Annotated in this window: 16 protein-coding genes; 14 read left to right on the forward strand and 2 right to left on the reverse strand. The window is 40.0% G+C overall.

The features are described from left to right. Window positions 1–223: 223 nt before the first annotated feature. Window positions 224–949, forward strand: a complete 726-nt coding sequence (locus tag R2R35_RS16865) for a hypothetical protein (protein ID WP_317730999.1) — start codon at window positions 224–226, stop codon at window positions 947–949. A gap of 113 nt (window positions 950–1,062) precedes the next feature. Continuing rightward, the gene (locus tag R2R35_RS16870; protein ID WP_317731000.1) at window positions 1,063–2,766 is read left to right on the forward strand and encodes a vWA domain-containing protein; all 1,704 of its coding nucleotides are present in this window, start codon (window positions 1,063–1,065) and stop codon (window positions 2,764–2,766) included. A gap of 272 nt (window positions 2,767–3,038) precedes the next feature. On the opposite strand, the gene R2R35_RS16875 is transcribed toward R2R35_RS16870, so the two are convergent. Together R2R35_RS16875 and R2R35_RS16880 are read right to left on the reverse strand one after the other, a co-directional pair. Beyond that, window positions 3,039–3,734 carry a hypothetical protein gene (locus R2R35_RS16875; RefSeq protein WP_317731001.1) on the reverse strand — a complete coding sequence of 232 codons (696 nt, stop codon included), beginning with the start codon at window positions 3,732–3,734 and terminating at the stop codon, window positions 3,039–3,041. A 122-nt stretch (window positions 3,735–3,856) separates the two neighbouring features. Beyond that, window positions 3,857–5,773, reverse strand: a complete 1,917-nt coding sequence (locus R2R35_RS16880; protein ID WP_317731002.1) for a polysaccharide biosynthesis protein — start codon at window positions 5,771–5,773, stop codon at window positions 3,857–3,859. 507 nt (window positions 5,774–6,280) lie between these two features. Between R2R35_RS16880 and R2R35_RS16885 the strand changes: the two genes are divergently transcribed. From R2R35_RS16885 to R2R35_RS16940, 12 genes are all read left to right on the forward strand, one after another. Continuing rightward, window positions 6,281–7,246: an ABC transporter permease gene (locus tag R2R35_RS16885; RefSeq protein ID WP_317731003.1), complete on the forward strand. Its 966-nt coding sequence runs from the start codon at window positions 6,281–6,283 to the stop codon at window positions 7,244–7,246. A gap of 117 nt (window positions 7,247–7,363) precedes the next feature. After that, window positions 7,364–8,302 carry a carbohydrate ABC transporter permease gene (locus R2R35_RS16890; RefSeq protein ID WP_317731004.1) on the forward strand — a complete coding sequence of 313 codons (939 nt, stop codon included), beginning with the start codon at window positions 7,364–7,366 and terminating at the stop codon, window positions 8,300–8,302. Window positions 8,303–8,736: 434 nt separating this feature from the next. Further along, window positions 8,737–10,371, forward strand: coding sequence for an ABC transporter substrate-binding protein (locus R2R35_RS16895; protein WP_317731006.1), 1,635 nt, complete (start codon window positions 8,737–8,739; stop codon window positions 10,369–10,371). Window positions 10,372–10,776: 405 nt separating this feature from the next. Then, the gene (locus R2R35_RS16900; RefSeq protein WP_317731007.1) at window positions 10,777–11,724 is read left to right on the forward strand and encodes an ABC transporter permease; all 948 of its coding nucleotides are present in this window, start codon (window positions 10,777–10,779) and stop codon (window positions 11,722–11,724) included. Between the two features lie 18 nt (window positions 11,725–11,742). Then, window positions 11,743–12,612, forward strand: a complete 870-nt coding sequence (locus tag R2R35_RS16905) for a carbohydrate ABC transporter permease (RefSeq protein WP_317731008.1) — start codon at window positions 11,743–11,745, stop codon at window positions 12,610–12,612. 61 nt (window positions 12,613–12,673) lie between these two features. Continuing rightward, complete coding sequence (locus R2R35_RS16910; protein ID WP_317731009.1) at window positions 12,674–14,368, forward strand: extracellular solute-binding protein; 1,695 nt, start codon at window positions 12,674–12,676, stop codon at window positions 14,366–14,368. 342 nt (window positions 14,369–14,710) lie between these two features. Further along, window positions 14,711–15,541 carry an AraC family transcriptional regulator gene (locus R2R35_RS16915; RefSeq protein WP_317734807.1) on the forward strand — a complete coding sequence of 277 codons (831 nt, stop codon included), beginning with the start codon at window positions 14,711–14,713 and terminating at the stop codon, window positions 15,539–15,541. A gap of 90 nt (window positions 15,542–15,631) precedes the next feature. Continuing rightward, the gene (locus R2R35_RS16920) at window positions 15,632–16,693 is read left to right on the forward strand and encodes an iron-siderophore ABC transporter substrate-binding protein (protein WP_317731010.1); all 1,062 of its coding nucleotides are present in this window, start codon (window positions 15,632–15,634) and stop codon (window positions 16,691–16,693) included. Window positions 16,694–16,782: 89 nt separating this feature from the next. Further along, window positions 16,783–17,811: a FecCD family ABC transporter permease gene (locus R2R35_RS16925; protein WP_317731011.1), complete on the forward strand. Its 1,029-nt coding sequence runs from the start codon at window positions 16,783–16,785 to the stop codon at window positions 17,809–17,811. Then, the gene (locus R2R35_RS16930; RefSeq protein ID WP_317731012.1) at window positions 17,811–18,827 is read left to right on the forward strand and encodes a FecCD family ABC transporter permease; all 1,017 of its coding nucleotides are present in this window, start codon (window positions 17,811–17,813) and stop codon (window positions 18,825–18,827) included. Before R2R35_RS16925 ends, R2R35_RS16930 begins: the two co-directional genes overlap by 1 nt. 38 nt (window positions 18,828–18,865) lie before the next feature. Beyond that, the gene (locus R2R35_RS16935; RefSeq protein ID WP_317731013.1) at window positions 18,866–19,684 is read left to right on the forward strand and encodes an ABC transporter ATP-binding protein; all 819 of its coding nucleotides are present in this window, start codon (window positions 18,866–18,868) and stop codon (window positions 19,682–19,684) included. A gap of 273 nt (window positions 19,685–19,957) precedes the next feature. Then, window positions 19,958–20,698 (forward strand): nitrogenase iron protein NifH, encoded by a 741-nt coding sequence (locus R2R35_RS16940; protein ID WP_317731014.1) that lies wholly within the window; start codon window positions 19,958–19,960, stop codon window positions 20,696–20,698. Window positions 20,699–20,778 lie beyond the last annotated feature (80 nt).

The raw sequence follows: 20,778 nt of genomic DNA on the forward strand, positions 1-20,778 counted from the left end.
CATAATAATAGTATATTTTAACAAAATATTAATCTACATTAATTGACTTTTGGCAAAAAGAATATTAAGATTATTAAAAGCCAAAAGATTCCATGCCGGCTGTTATCCTAATTTGTTGCAGCACCACTTCTTAAGGCAGATTCAGTATGTAATGGAAGCTAATGTGGAAATAAAAGTATTTTCCACTTCTTATTTACGCACCAAGGCGCGAATGGAGATTAACATGAAAAATAAAAGGAATCTTACCCTGTACGGATTGGTAATTCTTGCAGGTGTATTAACAATACCAATAGCTTTTATCATCCTAAAGAACTTATCGAACAGCTCAAATGTATTCAAAGCCCTTTTTATAACAGCTGTCTTTGTAGTATTGGCAGCTGCTATAATGCTGATTTACCGACTGGTTTTTGATGTGCCCATTGACGTGATTACACAGGATAAGGAAGTAACAAAGCTTGGCAGGAAGAAATATTGGTTTGCGGCATACATCCGTAAGCAGAGATTTTCCAGCAGCTATATGAAACGGCTTTATCGCAGCATTAATAAAAATATTGAGCAGATTGAAAGCTTTTACAGGCGAAAGGATGTTTTCTCCTCCCTTTTAGAAGAACTGCAGGGGGAACAGAGTGGTGCCATTGCGGATATGGCTGCATTGGTGGAAAATTCTCTGGATTTTAATACAGATAAAATTATTGACCGAATTAAAATATTCGATGATAAATTACAGGTTTTCCTGGTAGAACAGAACTTAGAATATATAGAAGAATATATTAATAAAAATGACCAGGTTCTGATGGAGTTTGAAAAATTAATTACAGAAGTCTCCGGTATGAGTGGGTCTGAAAGTGAAGTTGATATCAGTAAACTTACAGATATCATTACGGCTATGCAGAATTTACGTAGAAATGAAGACAGCCAGCTTGAGGATTTAAAGAAAAAGTACCAGTAAGTCCGATAATTACAGGTGTTTATAGAGACACAGCTTAGAGTTAGAGTGAAAGAGAAGTCCGTTTACTCCAGCTGATTTTGTAGGCGTACAAAGTGCGCAGATAGGAGCCAAAGATGGAAAATAATCAAAAAGTATTCAAATTTATTTTAGGCATTGCTCTTGTTTTTGTCATAGTTCTGGTGATAGTTGGAGCACTTAGCGGAAACAGCAAGAAGGAAGAGAAGAGTGACAGTGCGTTTAAAACCTATTCAGAGAAGGACTTAACTGCTAAGCTTGATTACCTGACTCAAAGTATTAATGTCACTACCTCCACTCCAAGAAAAGCTTCAGTGGAACTTACACCACCCAGTTTATATGACGAATTGCCGGAAATTGATAAATATCCCTTAACCGTAACCGGGACAGGAGATATCGATATTGAGATCTTCTCCAGTCCGGAAAAGGCAGGAGCTGACAAAGACGGCTGGCTGATCGAAACAGCTGAGGATTTTAATAAAGAAAACATCAAGATAGATGGAAAGACAATATCGGTATCTGTCAGAAATGTATCCTCCGGCCAGGGAGCAGATTATATTATCTCCGGTAAGTATCTTCCGGAGGCTTATACACCTTCTTCCAAGCTATGGGGAGAACTCGTAGCCTCACAGGGCGGGAAAGTTGAGGTTGCTGCAGACAGGCTGCTTGGCAATGTAGCCGGAATACTAATCAGCAAAGACGCCAAAGCCAGACTGGAGCAAACCTACGGGAAAGCAGATTTTAGTACTGTTGTAAAAGCGGTAGTGGATAACAACCTGATCATGGGTTATACCAATCCTCTGGCAAGTGCTACAGGCCTTAATTTCTTATTAAGCACCCTGCACAATTTTGATTCCAATGATATGTTAAGCAATACAGCCAAAGAAGGATTTACGAAGTTTCAGAATAATATACCGTATGTAGCGTATACCACCATGCAGATGCGAGACAGTGCTTCCTCCGGTAAGCTGGAGGGTATGATCATGGAATATCAGACCTATATCAATGACAAAGAGCTATCCAAATTTGAATTTATTCCCTTTGGTATAAGACATGATAATCCACTTTATGCAGTAGGTAAGCTTTCTGATGGTAAAAAAGCCGCTATAAAGGAATTTGTAAAATATGCAACAGGAAGTAAAGCCCAGAAATTAGCGGCAGAATATGGTTTTAATGGAAACAATGAGTATGCCGGAGAGTCTTATGATACTACCGGAAGAGGTATTCTGGAAGCGCAGAAGCTTTGGAAAGAGAACAAAGACGGTGGAAAGGATATTATTGCCGTATTTGTAGCCGACACCAGCGGCAGTATGGACGGTGATCCTCTCTTACAGCTTAAGAAGAGTCTGATTAACGGAGCGGAGTATATTAAGGACAATAACAGCATAGGTCTTGTAAGCTATAGCTCTGATGTAGTGGTAGAAGTTCCTATCGCAAAGTTTGATTTAAATCAGCGAGCATATTTTCAGGGAGCGGTAGAGGACTTACAGGCAACAGGAGGAACTGCTTCCTATGATGGTATAACCGTTGGTGTCAATATGCTGCTGGAGGCAAAGAAAAGTAATCCAAATGCCAAGCTCATGCTGTTTCTTTTAAGTGATGGAGCCACCAATGAAGGAAACTCACTTGATTATGTATCTCCGGTAATTAAAGAATCCGGAATTCCCATCTATACCATAGGTTACAACGCTGACATTGAAGCTCTTAAAACAATTTCTGATATAAATGAAGCTTCCAGTATCAATGCGGATTCAGATGATGTTATCTATAAGATTAAAAGTTTGTTCAATGCACAGATGTAGATGAAAACAGATGACGTTAGAAAGTAGATAATGTAAGTAAGCAGATAAAGTTTTCGTAAAGCTGGTTATATATTGAAGCTTAGAACAATAAAAAAGATTCATGAGGCCATTAATTATTTGACTCCGCAGGCTGCTCATGAGGTTGTCTAAGCGGCATCAAAAGTTAACTTCTTGTTTACGTTATTTACACAAGTCCAATATACTTGGAATATATGGTATATGAAAGCCGGTTGCACTTGTTAAGAGAAGCAGCCGGCTTTTTGAAAATTATTTTATCGGGGTATTAGGTGACTTTGTTTTAATACTTCAATGATAGTCTCATTTTCATCAGACAGCCTTTTGATATCCTTTCGGACATTAGATTCTGACATACGTACTCGAAGTTCAAGACTCTCAATCTTGTCGCTGTGCATGTCGAGTTTATAATTTACAATATCCATCTCTTTTCTTAAGGAACCTACGTCCTCTTTCAAAACAGAAACATCTTCTTTCAAGCCAGAAACATCTTCTTTCAAGCCAGAAACATCTTCTTTCAAGCCAGAAACATCTTCTTTCAAGCCAGAAACATCTTCTTTCAAGCCAGAAACATCTTCTTTCAAGCCAGAAACATCTTCTTTCAAGCCAGAAACATCTTCTTTCAAGCCAGAAACATCATCCTTCAAAGCGGAAACGTCTTCTTTCAAGCCAGAAACATCATCCTTCAAAGCGGAAACGTCTTCTTTCAAGCCAGAAACATCATCCTTCAAAGCGGAAACGTCTTCTTTCAAGCCAGAAACATCATCCTTCAAAGCGGAAACGTCTTCTTTCAAGCCAGAAACATCATCCTTCAAAGCGGAAACGTCTTCTTTTAAGCCAGAAAAATCTTCTTTCAAAGAAAAAACGTCTTCTTTTAAAGAAGAAACATCATCTTTTGTGCTTCTGACATCTTGCATTATCTGAGTTAACATACTCTTTAATTCTGCTTCCATTTTATCACTACCTCCTTTCGTAAATATTGTATCATACAAGCCTGAAGAGATGCAAAAGAATTATTCTTAAGAATCTCACTTAATTATTTTTCATAAAAACATCGACGGCAAGCAGAATAAAATTATTCTTTGCTTGCCGCCACATAAGTCATTGCAGTTTTGTCACTATTTCCACTCTCAGCACCTGCATTTTCAGGATGGTAAGTAGGTATTAACGCTATAATCCGCTCTCTAATATCCTCCGCTTCCTCTTTTGCCGCATTGTCCAGCTCCAGGACTTTCGTTAGGAAATCATCTGCATCAATATCCATTTGTTTTCCAATATAAATTAATTTATTAGCAGTTGTAGTAAGTCCTTCTTCATCCATTAAGAGCTCTTCGTATAATTTCTCACCGGGGCGAAGACCCGTATACTCAATCTCAATATCCCTTCCGGGCTCATATCCTGATAAACGAATAAGATTCTCTGCAAGATCAGCAATCCTTACTGGTTCCCCCATATCAAGAACAAAGATTTCTCCGCCTTTGGCATAAGCACCTGCTTGCAGCACCAGAGATACTGCCTCTGGTATAATCATAAAATACCGAATAATATCCGGATGGGTAACTGTCACAGGACCACCTCTTAGTATCTGCTCCTTGAACAGAGGAATTACACTGCCGTTACTGCCCAGTACGTTACCAAACCTTACGGCAACGAATTCAGTATCTGATTTCTTTTGAAAAGATTGAATTATAAGCTCACAGATACGTTTAGAGGCACCCATGACATTAGTGGGATTAACCGCTTTATCAGAGGAAATAAGAATAAACTTCTTTACTCCAAACAAATGAGCCGCCATTGCCATCTTGTAGGTACCGCCAACATTGTTCTTAATGGCTTCATTGGGACTTGCCTCCATTAAAGGTACATGCTTGTGAGCAGCAGCATGATAAATAATTTCAGGGCGGAATCTGTCCATTATCATATGTATTCTTTTCGTATTTCTTACAGAGGCAATAAGCACAGTCAGGTTAAGCTCAGGATGCGTATTCTTAAGCTCCTGTTCGATGGAATAAGCATTGTTCTCATAGATATCAAGTATGATCAGGTGCTTTGGTTTATGACCTGCTAACTGCCTGCACAGCTCACTTCCAATGGAACCGCCGCCTCCTGTAACTAATATAACCTTTCCGCTTACATAACCCATAACCTCGTCCATATCAATTTTAACCGGGTCACGGCCAAGAAGGTCATCGATTTCAACATCTCTTAATTTCGTAATGCTGATATCTTCGTTGATGAGCTGATACATGCCAGGAAGAATCTTAAGCTTACAATTCGTCTGCTTACAGACCTCCAGTATTTGACGGATGGTTTTTTGACTGGCGGAAGGGATAGAGATAATAATATTGGTAATCTCATATTTTTCAACGGACTCAAGAATTTTGGTTCTGTCACCTACGACCTTAACTCCCTGAATATAGCTGCCTAGTTTATTCTTATCATCGTCAATGGCACAGACAACGCTGCCGTTTATATATACACTGCTTGTAATTTCACGAATGATATAACTGCCGGCCTCACCGGCACCGATGACCATAATTCGTTCCTTAACCACGCCAAAATTTCGTCTGGACAGTCTTCTGACATAACGATAGAAGAAACGTCCGAGAGTAACAAATAATAATAAAAAGAGAGTACTTAAAGGGTAGAAGCTTCTAGGAACATGAACCTTTAAGAAAAAATGCATGGCTGTTAACTGTACAGCTCCAGCTGTTACACAGGCAAAAAGAATATTGGTAAGCTCATCAATACCTGCATATTTCCACAAACTGTTATAAAGCCTGAAAACCGCAAAAATACCAATAGTCAGCAGGGTATTAATAAACACATAACTAAGAACTGCTTCTGAATAATTCGTCGGCACCTGACTGATACGAAAATCAAAACGTATCATTAACGCCAGAAAAGATGCCAGGTTAATAAACAGAGCATCCAATATTATAAGAAAAAGTCTCCTTATAAAAAGCTTTCGATCTGCTATAAATCTTTTCATCTATTTCACCTTATATTTTTTCTTCTCTTAGGGTATGTCTGAAATTTAGTGCACCGTAATGAACACCATACTTAGCAGCCTTCTGCATTATAAAAACCAATCACCCGGCAGCTATAATCACACTTTTGGTATCTCTAATATTCCGCTAAATGGAATATCCAACCTCGGTATAAGCTGTTCAGACACACCTGGGGTTTCGCTAAAACAGATTCCTAAAAAAAGGATTGTTATATTATACCTACAAGATAGTATCTTATCATATTTTCTTATTTCTTACAATCGATTCACAGGAATTTCAAATATATTGGTATGTATTACATTTACTTCCTGGTGTTCTGTTAAATAAGCACAAAAACATTTCAACTAATCAATCAAATATATCACTATTCACATATATAAACAAATAATAACAATTGCATACCGTTACTATTACGAATAAATCATGTAAACTTAGTGTAAACAGTGGTTTGCGTCAGATATCAAAAAAAGACTACAGGAGGACAAAATATGCTTAAGTTAACAGCCGGAGCAGGAGACAAATTAAAAGGTTTTGCCAAATATAAAAAAACCTTAGTGCTGCTCAGTATGGTAGCTCCCGGAGCCATTTGGCTCATTCTGCTGCGTTACTTGCCGATGTTTGGTATTGTAATTGCCTTTAAGGAGTACAAAATATACAGCAAGGACCCTTCACTGATTAATAATATCCTGCATAGTGAATGGGTGGGCTTTAAGAATTTTAAATTCCTGTTTGCTACTTCGGATTCCTGGGTTATGATACGCAATACACTGGGATATAATGCGCTCTGGATTGTACTTGGAATCCTTATATCTGTAAGTTTTGCTGTAATGTTAAATGAAATAACGAAAAAGTTTGTAGCAAAGACATATCAGACCTTAATGTTCTTTCCGTATTTTCTTAGCTGGGTAGTAGCAAGTTATTTTGTCCTGGCATTTTTAGATCCCACCAGAGGGTTAATCGTAAACTTCCAGAAGTCACATGGAATGGAGGTTATAAACTGGTATAATGATCCTTCCTATTGGCCCTTTATACTGACCCTGGCAAGCTTGTGGAAGAATATCGGTTATTCAACTATTCTATACCTGGCAGCGATTACCGGTATTGATACCTCTCAATACGAAGCAGCGGGAATAGATGGTGCCAGCAAATGGCAGCAGGTATGGTATGTTACGGTTCCTCATCTGAAAACAATGATAATCATCCTGTTTATTATGAATGTGGGCAAAATCTTTAATGCTGACTTTGGACTTTTCTATAGTGTTCCTATGAATTCTGGACCTCTATTTCCAGCTACACAGGTTATAGATACCTATGTATACCGAACCCTGATGTCCACTCACAGTGAAGGAATGAGTACTGCTGCCAGCCTTATGCAGAATATTATCGGTTTTGTCTGTATTATGGTTACCAATACAATTGTAAGAAAAGTAGACAAAGAGAGCAGCCTGTTCTAAACAAGTAATTTTGCTGAGAGCGGCAGATTTGGATAAAAGAAAGAAAGGATGCGGTATGCTTTCGGAAACGAAAGTTACGGCCCTGCAGTTTGGATAACGGCAGGTGGGGGTAATATTATGAGTTCTGCTAGAGATACAGTCAATATTAGCGGCAGGAAAAGAAGATTGAATTCCGTCAGTCTGACAGCTGAAGTAATAATAAATATCATTCTGGGATTGTTCTGCCTTATGTGCATTATCCCATTTCTATTTGTAGTAATCATATCCTTCAGTTCCCAGGACAGTATCAGGAGCATTGGGTTCTCCTTTATCCCGGAAACCTGGTCACTGGAAGCCTATCAATATGTAATGGATTTAGGCGATCAGCTCTGGAGATCCTATTTCAACAGTTTCTTTGTAACGATTCTTGGTACCGGGCTTAGTGTCTTAATGTGCGTATTGTATTCTTATGCACTTTTTCGCAAGGATTTTAAATACCGTACTTTTTTCACTTTCTTCAGCTTCTTTACCATGCTTTTTGGCGGAGGACTTGCACCTACCTATATGGTATGTAAGATAATGCTCGGTTTAAGTGATAATTATGCAGCAATGATTGTACCAATGCTAGTAAACCCTTTTAACATAATAATCATGAGGACCTTTTTTCAATCCTCAGTTCCTACTGAATTGATCGAGTCAGCAGCTATTGACGGAAGCGGAGAGTACAATACCTTGTTCAAGATTATCGTACCAATATCAAAACCCGGCATTGCTACCATAGCGTTATTAAATGCACTGGCATTCTGGAATGAATGGTTTATTCCCATGCTTTATGTCAGGGATGCTCATTATATTCCACTTCAATATCTTTTGATGAGAATGCAGAATCAAGCGGATTTCCTGGTAAAAAACAGTTCTTTAATAGGTGCGGAGGCGGCCAAGATTATGAGCTCCATACCCCAGGATACCTTGCGAATGTCCCTGGTTGTGTTAATCGTACTGCCTATTGCCTGTGCCTATCCGTTTTTCCAGCGTTACATCATATCAGGACTTACGGTAGGGTCTGTAAAAGGATAAAGATGTTATCCTGCTCAAGTTAGCCCGCACAATTCTCGGTTAATTTGTTATTACATTTGATTTACATGAGTGCTTCTTTATACCCTATGGGGGTGGAAAACGTATAAGTTTAACAAACGTAACTGTTCTTGTACCAAGTCACAGATGAGAGTTAAATAAGACAGAGAGCTAAATAAGACAGAGAGCTAAATAAGACAGAGAGCTAAATAAGACAGAGAGCTAAATAAGACTGAGAGTTAAATAAGACTGAAAGCTGAATAAGACTGAGAGCTAAATAAGACTGGGAGCTATATAAAACAGGGAGTTTACCCTTAAAAGTTATCGGAAATAGTGACTTATAACCGATAAAGAGGCGGATTTAATTCTGCCATAATGATGATTACAGGGATGATTTTTTGTTCCTATAATAAAGAATATAAAGGAGGATTATATTTATGAAAAAGGTACTATCAATGCTTCTTGTCCTGGTGCTGGTATTTTCTCTGGCGGCCTGCGGAAAGAACAACACCGAAAAAACTTCCGGAAACAATACGGGAAGTACAAATAAGGGCTCTTCTTCGGAGTCCGGCAGTGAGACTGACACAAAAGGTACTGAAACGGAATCAGCTGCTGCAGACATTTCACAGCCAGTTACCTTAAAATGGTATCTCCATGGAAGCAATGTTACCGATGACACAGAAGTTCTTGCAAAAGCAAACGAATATTTAAAAGAAAAGCTTAATGTAACTCTTGAGCCAATCTGGGGAACCTGGGGTGACTTTAATGACAATGTAACCCTTGCCATTAACGGTGGCGATGATGTAGACATTTATTTTACCTGTTCCTGGAGTGCTGACGAATACAATGCCTTTGCAAAAAAAGGTGCTTGGGTTCGTCTGGATGATCCAAATAACAACCTGATTGAGAAGTATGCGCCAGATCTTTGGAAACAGCTGCCTACTGTACTTACAGATGGTGCCAAGATCAATGGTTCTGATGGTTACGGTGTATATGCAGTACCCGGCTATAAAGATATTGCTACGCAGAACTGCTGGGACATAAATGTGCCTCTTCTTGAGAAATACGGATATACGGTTGATGATATCAAGAAGGCAGATTATTACAGCTTCGGAGATATCCTTAAGAAGGTAAAGGAAGGGGAAGGTGCAGATTTTTACCCTCTGTTAGTTGAAGGTGCCGTATTAGAGAGAATGGTAAATAACTCTATTATCGTAACCGGTGACTCTGGTACCATCAACCTGTTATCTTATTATATGAACCCTGTAGATCCTTCTGCGGAAGGCATTTACGGCAACAAGATCTTAAGCAAGTTCGAAACACCGGAATATAAGAAGTTCGTAGAAAAGACCCGTGAATACTTCCTGGCTGGTTATATTGATCCTGCCATGGGTAATGCAAACCAGGCAAATGATACCCGTAGTGCAAAACAGCTTACCGGTGGATATCTGATCGGAACACAGAGCTATGCACTTGGTTATGAAGTGCAGGCTACCACAGAGCGTGGTTTTAAAGTTGATATGGTTCCCTGTACACCTGCATATGTAGATACAACCTCATCCCAAGGTGCCATGATGGCAATTTCAACTTCTTCCAAGAATCCGGAACGTGCCATGATGTTCTTAAACCTGTTAAATACAGATCCTTATCTTTTCACATTACTGGAATATGGTGTAGAAGGTGTACACTATAATCTAAAAGACGGTAAGGTTGAATTCACAGATAAACGTGCTGAATACACACCTTGGACCAATGGGATGGGTAATGTAACCCAGCTGCCTCCTCTGGACGGCCAGGATATCAACTTCTGGGATGATTTCAAAACTTATTATGGCTCTGCAAAGAGTATACCCGCTTTAGGCTGGGCATACGATCCCACAAACAAGCAGACTGAAATGGCTGCTCTTGCAAATGTAGCAGCAGAATATGCGCTTGCCTTAAATACCGGAACTGTCGATCCGGCACAGGCTTTGCCTGAGTTTATCAAGAAATTAAAAGATAACGGAATCGATGGACTAGTAGAAGATGCTAATACTCAGTTAACGGATTATCTTGCAGCAAAAGGAAAATAGAGAATTTCAACCAACAGCCCCATCAGGCCAGGTAATACTACAGCTGATGAGGCTGTTTTTTTGACCGCACCGAAGGAATACTTCCTTAAGTTTAAAGAGTAATATCAGCTAGAAGCTTAAACTAGTTTTAGCAATATGTGGCAAGCTCATAGCAATATTTAAGAAGTAAAAAGAAAGCTTATAAGTTATAATAAATTAATGGTAAAAAATCACAAAATATTACTGCATTCTACTTCAATTCTAACCATTATCATAAAGATACTGTCATGACACAATTATATTATTATGTTGTTCCCTTTATCAGACTGTCAGATAACCTCAACCAAAACCACAGGGAAATAAAATGAAGTAACCCATTCTCAGGGATACTTTTGCATGTTTATATTTCAAAGAAAGAGGTGTGCAATGAAAGCTTCAACCGATAAATTATCTTTAAGAACCAGAAAGACTATCGCATACATAAAGCGTTACTGGACCTTGTATCTTCTTCTGGCAATTCCCCTGACATATTTTCTGGTATTTAAGTATATTCCTATGATCTATATCCAGATTGCCTTCAAGAAATACAGCATTATACAAAATGTCTGGGACATGGAGTGGGCGGCTAATCACGGTTTTGAATATTTTATAAAGGCTTTTTCGAACAGAGATTTTCTCTATGCCCTGCGTAATACCCTGACACTTAATCTTCTTGACCTGGCACTTGGTTTTCCGGCACCGATTATATTGGCACTTTTATTAAATGAGCTGGTATTTAAGCGTTTTAAACGAATTACCCAGACAATAGTATACATGCCCCATTTCCTTTCCTGGATTATTATATCCGGTCTTGCCCTACAGCTTTTTGCACCTACCAACGGATTTGTAAATATACTCTTGAACAAGCTGGGATTAGAAGCCATTCCGTTTTTAAATGATCCGACCCATTGGATATTTACATATATTTTTCTGGGTATCTGGCAGAGTGTAGGTTGGAATACCATTATATATCTGGCAGCCATTACCGGTATAAACCCAGAGCTTTATGAAGCCGCGGCTGTTGACGGAGCTAGCAGATTGAGAAAAATCTGGCATATTACACTGCCGGGGTTAAGACCTACCATTGTAATCTTGCTTATTATGAGTCTCGGAAGAATTCTTGGAAGCGAGTTTGACAGGCCCTTTGCTTTAACAAATAAACTGGTAATAAGTGTATCAAATGTAATATCCACCTTTGTTTACACCTATGGTATCAGAGGTCTGCAATTTTCACTGACCACAGCAGTTGGTTTGTTCCAATCGGTTATTTGCGTGATCTTCCTTCTGATGGCAAATACAATTGCAAAAAAATTTGGTGAACGTGGAATCTGGTAGAAAGGAGAGTCAGGTAAGATGATTAAATCAAAGAAAACAAAATTAGGTGACTGGATTATTGTTGGGATCTGTGTTCTGGTAATTTCAGTATGCCTTATTCCGCTCTTGAGTGTACTGGCACGTTCCTTAAGCTCTCCGGAAGCCTTAATCCGCAATAAGGTGCTCCTGATTCCCGTAGGATTTAATCTGGAGGCATATAAGACCGTATTAGTGGATGCCAAGTATATTTGGTCCATTGCATGGACTGCAATATTAGCAGTGGTATTTACGATTGTATCCATGCTAATGACAGTTTTGTGCGCGTATCCTCTGATCTACGATAATTTAAAAGGAAAGGCATTTTTTAATACGGTGATTATTCTGACTATGTACTTTAATGCCGGTGCAATCCCCAGCTATCTGCTGATAAAGGATATAAATCTGTTAAATACCCCCCTGGTATTGATAATTCCCGGATGTTTAAGTGTATTTAACATGATCATAATGCGAAGTTTCTTTTACGGGATACCAGACAGTCTCAGAGAATCCGCACAGATTGATGGAGCAGGCTTTCTTCAGGTGCTGGTGAAAATTTATCTGCCCTTGTCCACTCCTGTAATAGCTACCCTTTCTCTTTTTTATGCAGTGGGCCGCTGGAATGGATTTTCAGATGCCTTAATGTATATGAATAACCGGAAGTTTTATCCCATACAGCTGCTTCTGTATAATATTTTAAATAATATGATGCAGGTCGAGGTTGCGACCCAGGAAGGCTTTAGTGCACCAGGTCTGTCAGAAACCTTAAAGGCGGCTACTGTAATCTTTGCAACGGTACCAATATTGCTGGTCTATCCCTGGCTGCAGAAATATTTTATAGCAGGTGTAACCTTAGGTGCGATAAAGGAATAGGATAGGTACCCTTATGGTTGGACGTAATAAGTCAAATTATATATATTAATAGGAGGTTTCAATGAGAAAGCTGATTTCTGTTTTGCTTGTAAGTATACTGATAGTACTTTCACTTACGGCATGCGGCGGCAAGGGGAACTCAAACAATACGCCGGCGGTATCCAAGGAAACAAATACGGATAAAAAAGGAGAAGTAACTCCGACAAAAGAAGCAGAAGATAAGAATGCAGAAATAGTGGACGGTAAATTCACGACTACCAGAAAGATTACGGTGGAAGTATTTGACCGTGGCAATGACGGTGGCTCCAAACCGGAGGATAATTTTTACACAGATTTTATCAAAGAGGGTATGCTAAGAGATCATAATGTAGAAGTAACTTTTGTACCGGTACCCCGCTGGACGGAGGTAGAGCAGATAAACAACCTGCTGGCAGCAGGAGATGCACCGGATATTTGTGTTACCTATGATTATTCTACTATCCAGACCTATGCTAATATGGGTGGTGTTACCGATTTAAATTCCTATGTAAATGATAACAAAGACATACTTCCCAATCTCTGGGGTTTACTACAGGAAACAAATATCAACTGGGATAAAGATCCCCAGGCCGGAACAATCTGGGCACTAGAGGCCAGACTGGCCAATTCCGCCCGTATCAATACCTTTGTAAGAGAAGACTGGCTAAAGAAGTTGAATCTTTCAGAACCCACTACACTGGAAGAGTTTGAGAGTATGCTAAAAGCCTTTAAGGAGAATGCTTCAACCCTCCTTGGTGCAGAAGCAGATAAAATGGTACCTTTCTCCATCAGCTTTGATGTTGGCTGGAGAGCAGACCATCTGATTGCCTCCTTTGTACCGAATGGTATATCCGACAAAGATAAATACATTAATGGCTTTGATGACAGGAAGCTCTTGTATCCGGGCATTAAGAACGGTATACAGGTATTAAATAAATGGTACAACGAAGGCTTGGTATGGAAGGATTTCCCCTTATACGGTTCTGGTGACCCTACAGAAGATAACATGATGAAAGCCGGATATGTGGGAGCTTTTATACATAACTGGGATTATCCTTATCGTAACGGAGAAGACAGTATAAACAATAATCTGAAACGTCTTGTAGGAGAAGATGCAGGTTATGTAGCGGTAATGCCCTTTAAGAATGAAGCAGGCCTTTATACGAAGTTCCTGCCGGGACCGATTGACCGAAAAATCTTCTTCCCCGCAACCAATGATGAGCCAGTTGCCTCCATGTTATACCTGGATTGGATCAGTAACCTTGAAAACCGTATCTTTTTACAGACCGGTGAAGAAGGTGTAACCCATGAAAAAATGGAAGACGGAAGTATTAAGACAATGGCAGCTACCGGTGAGAAGATCATGAATTCTCAGAATAACATTGACTATACCATAACCATAAATGGACTGGATCTTGGAAATGAGGAATTGACAGTAAAATCCATTGCATTAAGCTACGTGGGAGTGACTCCCAGCTATATTGAGAAAGCCTTCAAACTTTCCACCTATGACGGTGTTTATGAGAATAAATATAATGTGGGTGAAATTAAGTCAGAAGAAGGAATGGGAACAGCGCTTAGTGAGAAACGTAATACGTTATTGACCCAATCAATTGTAGCCGAAAGCGGTAAATTTGATTCTGTTTTTGACAGCGGATTTGCAGATTACTTAAATTCTGGCGGTCAGGCAATTATTGATGAACGCAAGGCGGCCTTTGAAAAGACCTTTGAAAAGTAAATGTAATTTTAATTTTATGTTATTTTATAAGTGAGTAAGATTGAAATTGTTAGAATTATTGATTATATTGAATTTAACAGTCACTTAGTTTTCAGGGTCAAAAGCCCACAGAAATATTGGGTATAGAATGAATACTTGCAGAATAGACGTAATTTGTCTATTCTGCAAGCTTTTTTTATGAATAGTAGTTAATTACCAAAATTATTATGTGCTTAAGAAGAGCAACTAAGCTTATCATTCAGTATGGTTCCCCCTGATATCCTTGACAATTTAGAAATATGTCCATATAATGATAATGAAACTCAAATGCATAAATATTAATTTAGGGGATTAGTTGTGAAAATGGATAAAGATAAATTAATACAAAGTTTCTCAGAAGGTATTTTCAAGGTAGACGACTTTTTTATCATATCAGTTCAGCCTTTTACAAAAATATATGATAATTATACAAAACCGGAGGTCTGCGGTCTTGTTATCCCCCTCAAAGGAAAAGCTGTATTTACGCTGAAAGGGGAGGCACATGAACTGGAACCGGGGATAGTTCTTCATGCCGGACCCAGTATGGAGCTTGATAAAAAGGTGGTAGGAGACGGAATATGGGAATTTGCTTTGCTGCATTATTATGTCAGCGGCCCCAAAGAAGTGAAAGAGTACCTTGAGAACCTGCATGGCAGGCTGTATTTAAATCCCGCCTGTTATAATGATCTGATGACCCTGGTAAAACAGCTGCATCAGGTAAGGAGAAGCCCGGGAGCTCTTAATGAGTTTCGAAGCAAAACGCTGCTTTATTCCATTATGGAACATTTACTGTCCCATGGTATGGATAAAAAGAAAAATTCTGACGAAGATACCGTAAAAGAACTGGTTGATTATATAAATAATCAGTATGACAGGAACATAACTGTCCTGGAATTGTCAGAAATGGCAGGTATGGATGTCAAACGTTTTTCCTATCTGTTTCGTAAGCTTATGGGAGAGTGCCCTAAAAAATACATAACCGGTTTTAAGATAAACCGGGCCAAAGAGCTGCTGATACATGATACCATCTCCGTATCAGAGATTAGTAGCATGATTGGAATTGAAGATTCGCTGTATTTCAGCCGCTTATTTAAGAAGTATACAGATTATTCACCAAGCAGTTTCCGTGAAACCTTCGGAAAAAATCCATGGTGAATTAAAATTATGTCTATTTCCTTTTGCTACAGGGTATGATATATTTCTGATGATAATGACAATCATATTCATAGATACATGGAGGACATAATGAAAAAAATAGTAAGGATAGTGGCTGTAACAGCCCTTTCAGCTATGGTTTTAGCTGGATGCAGTAAAGCCAATGACAATGCACAGACAGCTGCAAACAACAGTACAGAAGCAGAAGCAACGGAAGTACCGGCAACAGAAGAACCGGCAGCAACGGAAGCACCGGAAGAGACAGGCGATACTTCTGATTCCGCGGTTACACCACTGCAGGTGGAGGAAACCACCTATCCCTATACATATACAGACGGTGAGGGCAGAGAAGTAACCATAGAGAAGCAGCCAACTAAAATAGCAATCAGCTATCTGCCTCACTGGGAGTCCTTAATTCTTCTGGACGCAATGCCTATCGGTACTACAAATGCTGAGAACTATGCAAAGACCTGGGATGCTTTTAAAGGATACGATTTAAGTTCCGTAGTGAATCTTGGAGACACAGATATCAATCTGGAGCTGTTAGCGGAATTAGAGCCGGATATTATCTTACAGCAGAGCTACAACAAAGAGGCAATTGAGAATTTAGAGAAGATTGCACCTGTTGTTGTATTTGGCCCTCAGGTTAAAATGGACTGGAGATTCAGCTTAAGAGAAATTGGTAAAGTAATCGGTAAAACACAGAAAGCAGAAGAGGTTATTGCGGAAGTTGATCAGAAACTGGCGGATGCAAGAGTTAAACTTCAGGAAAAATATAATGGTAAGACAGTTATGCTGCTATCCTTAATGGGCGAAGATGAATACTACATGGCATACCGTCCGGATTTATATGACAGTGAGACTGGTCTTGGATTAAATGTACCGGAAGGCTTTACAACCAATACGCAATATGAGCAGGTATCCCTGGAGGCACTTGCCCAGATGAATCCTGATTACCTGTTTGTCAATGTTTTTGATGGTGATGAAGCATATTTTGAGGAATTGAACAATAACAATTCCGTATGGAAATCCCTGACGGCTTCCAAAGAAGGGCATATTTATCGTCTTGACGGTTCCGGCCACGCTGCCAGCGCCATTTCAACCGTATATACAGTAGATACCATTATTGAGACATTACTGGGCAGTGAATAAATAAAATCAGAAAAAGCTGTATAAAGGCAGGGGTGTCGAATAAAACAATATGGTTTATTCGGCAGCCCCTTTTATATGCGGAGGCATAAATGAAACAGAAGGTTGAAAATGAAATGAAAGGGAAGAGAGGAGTAAGGGCTATGTTCTTAATAATAGTCGGCTGCTTTTTTCTACTTTTATCCATGCTGATATCGATAACTCTGGGAGCGGCGACTATTCCGCTGTCTACAGTTGTGGATGCCCTGCTACATTTTGAAGCGGATAATTTACAGCACCTTATGGTAGTGGATTTGAGGCTTCCCCGGGTAATCAGCGCAGCTTTGGTGGGCTCAGCGCTGGCAGTAGCAGGTGCAGTGATGCAGGGAATGACAAGAAATCCACTGGCAGACTCCGGGCTAATGGGACTTAATTCCGGTGCTGCGCTTGCAATTGCAGTCTGTCTGGCGTATGGAACAAATGTTTCTTATAACCAGATCATAATAAGTTCCTTTATCGGAGCGGCAATTGGTGCCCTGGCGGTATATGCAATCAGTAATCTGGTGCCAGGAGGAAATAAACCCATGAAACTGGTTTTGGCAGGAGCTGCTGTCAGTACTTTTTTGGTGGCTATGAGCCAGGCCATAGCAATCGGTAATAAAATGAGCCAGAATCTAAATTTCTGGACCATGGGAAGTGTATCCGGTAACAGCTGGAATCAGTTAAGGGTAAGTGTTCCCGTAATAATCGGTGGATTGATTATAGCAATCGTTCTCTCAAGAAAGATATCCATACTGAATATGGGAGAGGAGGTTGCGTTAGGCTTAGGAGTTAAGCTGAGTTTTGTAAAGACGGCTGGTACCATTGTGGTGGTCTTACTGGCCGGAACCTCAGTGGCACTTGCCGGCAGCATAACCTTTGTCGGTATGCTGATACCTCATTTTGCCAGGTTTTTAGTAGGACCGGATTACAGGCTGATTATTCCTCTTAGTGCGGTAATGGGCGGGTTCCTCCTGGTTATAGCTGACATTGGGGCCAAAACCTTAAGTGCACCCAGTGAAATACCCATCGGTGCCTTAATTTCCTTAATTGGAGTTCCGGTATTCCTATATTTTGCAAGAAGACAGAAGGGAGAACTCTAATGAAGAAGAATAACAGGAAATACATATTACTACTCCTGCTCTTATCAATTCCCCTTATGTTCTTTATCAGTATCAATGCCGGTTATACGGATTTAAGCTTACCGGATATCTTAAGAATTCTTACAGGCGGAGGTTCTGTAAAAGAAAATCTGGTGGTGCTGCAGTTTCGCCTGCCAAGAATTATGGTAGCAGTATTAATAGGGGCAGGTTTTGCCTTGTCCGGTTGTATCATACAGGGAATCACAAGAAATCCACTGGCTGATCCGGGCATTCTTGGTATTAATGCAGGTGCGGGAGTTGTGGTAGTTATCTACGTAGTACTTAATGGAGCAGTGTCTTTTGGATCGGTATTCGGGCTGCCCTTTCTGTCACTGGCAGGTGCACTGCTTACGGGAGGCCTGATCTATTCACTGTCCACCAGAAAGACAAGTGGTGTATCCTCCATGCGGTTGGTACTCAATGGTGTGGCGATACAGGCAGGTATAAACTCCGTAATGACCATGATCATTATTCGTCTGGACGATTCTCAGCATGAATTTCTGGCCAAATGGCAGGCAGGAAGTATCTGGAATTCGAACTGGAAATTTGTAACGGCCCTTCTGCCCTGGATTGTTTTAGGGATAGTATATTTAATGCTCCGGGCAAGACATCTTGATATTCTCACTATGGGAGATGAGATTTCCTTTGGACTTGGAGTAAGAGTGGCAAAAGAAAAATACAGATTACTTTTTACTGCGGTAGCGCTTGCTGCGGCATGTGTAGCCGTCAGTGGAAGTATAAGCTTCGTGGGTCTTATGGCGCCCCATTTATCCAGAAAGCTTGTTGGTTCAGCTCACAGAATTCTAATTCCAGTGTGTGCCCTGGTGGGAGGTCTGTTGGTTTTGATATCCGATACCATAGCAAGAACTATCATTGAACCGTCGGAAATACCTACGGGTATCGTGGTATCCCTTTTGGGAGCACCTTATTTTGTATTTCTGCTGGTAAAAGAGAGAAAGAAAACCGTAAAAGTGTAAGGAGTTTGCGCCGTTATGCGGCAGATTGAGAGGTTGATATGAAAAGCGGTATTCAGGCGGAGAATATAGTAGCAGCATATGGAGAGAAAGTTATTATAGAAGATTTAAGTATTTCTATTCCCATGGGGCAGGTCACTACCATTATCGGACCCAATGGCTGCGGAAAATCCACCTTTTTAAAGACCCTTGGAAGAATTCTGGGGATAAAAAAGGGATGTATTTATCTGGATGGGGAAGAAATACATAAGCTTCCCACCAAGGAGCTGGCTAAGAAGATGGCAATCCTTCCACAGACACCTCAGGCACCCGATGGGCTGACTGTGGAGGAACTGGTGGCATACGGCAGATTCCCCTATCAGAAAGGACTTGGAAGACTGACCAAAGAGGATAAGGAAATCGTAGCCTGGGCAATTGATGCGACCGGCTTAACGGGGCTGGAAGACAGAGGAACCTCTGATCTGTCCGGCGGACAGAGGCAGAGAGTCTGGATTGCAATGGCACTTGCACAGGAGACGGAGATTATTTTATTGGATGAACCTACTACATACCTGGACATGGCATATCAGTTAGAGGTACTGGAATTGTTGGAGGAACTAAATAAGAAACATGGCTGCACCATTCTGATGGTATTGCATGACTTAAACCTTGCCTCCAAATTTGCAGATCATATGATTGCCTTTCGAGAAGGAAGAGTAATGAAAGCAGGTTCACCCTTTGAAGTTATGAATAAGGATATCCTGAAAGAAGTATTCGAAATAGATGCCAATATCGTAAATGATCCGGATTCCGGACGACCTATCTGCATTTCTTATAAGCTTTTAAACAGGCTTAAAAAAGCAGTAAAAAAGGGAGCATAGATGAATACGAGGGTGGTTGGATTATTAAAGAGGAGCAATCAGCATAAATAAATATTTTCAAACACGTTTAGAGAAAGCGCATAAGTTAATAACTGGCAGATTATTCAGTAAAGGAAAGCACATAAGTTAATAACTGGAAGATTATTCAGTAAAAGAAAGCGCATAGGTTAATAATTAGCAGTTTATTCAAGTAAGAGAAAGCGCATAAGTTAATAATTAGCAGATTATTCAAGCAAGAGAAATTATCATATACGGAAAAAGAAAAGAGGTATCATGAAAAAGATAGCAATATACGGTAAAGGTGGAATTGGAAAATCTACTACCGTTTCCAATCTCTCAGCTGCCATGGCGGCCAGAGGGCTTAAAGTAATGCAGATAGGCTGTGATCCCAAAGCAGATTCTACCAGAAACCTTACGGGAGGAAGTAAGATTCAGACGGTTCTGGATGTTTTAAGAGATAATACAGATATTACTCTTGAGGATATCGTTGTAGAGGGAGATCTGGGCGTACTGTGTGTCGAGGCAGGGGGGCCGGTGCCTGGTGTAGGCTGTGCAGGCAGAGGTATCATAACCGCCTTTGAGAAACTCAGTGAACTAGAAGCTTATGAACGATATCAGCCGGATATTGTATTGTATGACGTATTAGGTGATGTTGTCTGTGGTGGATTTGCTATGCCAATAAGAGGCGGTTATGCGGAAGAAGTCTGTATCGTGACCTCAGGTGAAATGATGGCGCTTTATGCCGCCTCCAACATTGCCTATGCGGTGAAAAGCTTTGGCAAGAGAGGTTATGCTTCCCTTAAAGGTTTAATCTTTAATGCGAAGAATATTGAGAGAGAGGATGAGCTGGTAAGCGATGCTGCCAGAGAGATTGATACAGATATACTGTTTAAGATTGACCGAAATCCAATGATACAAAAAGCAGAAGATCTTGGGAAAACAGTAGTAGCAGCTTTTCCAGACAGTGCTTTGGCAGAGGAATATAATAAATTATCAAGAATTATTTTCCCTTAACAACCCATTAAGTTGTAACTGGTCTTTTTACAGAGGTTAAAAGACTTAATTGGATTACTATCAACCAATGATACAACGAA

The organism is Anaerocolumna sp. AGMB13020 (genome assembly GCF_033100115.1).
Lineage (GTDB): Bacteria > Bacillota > Clostridia > Lachnospirales > Lachnospiraceae > Anaerocolumna.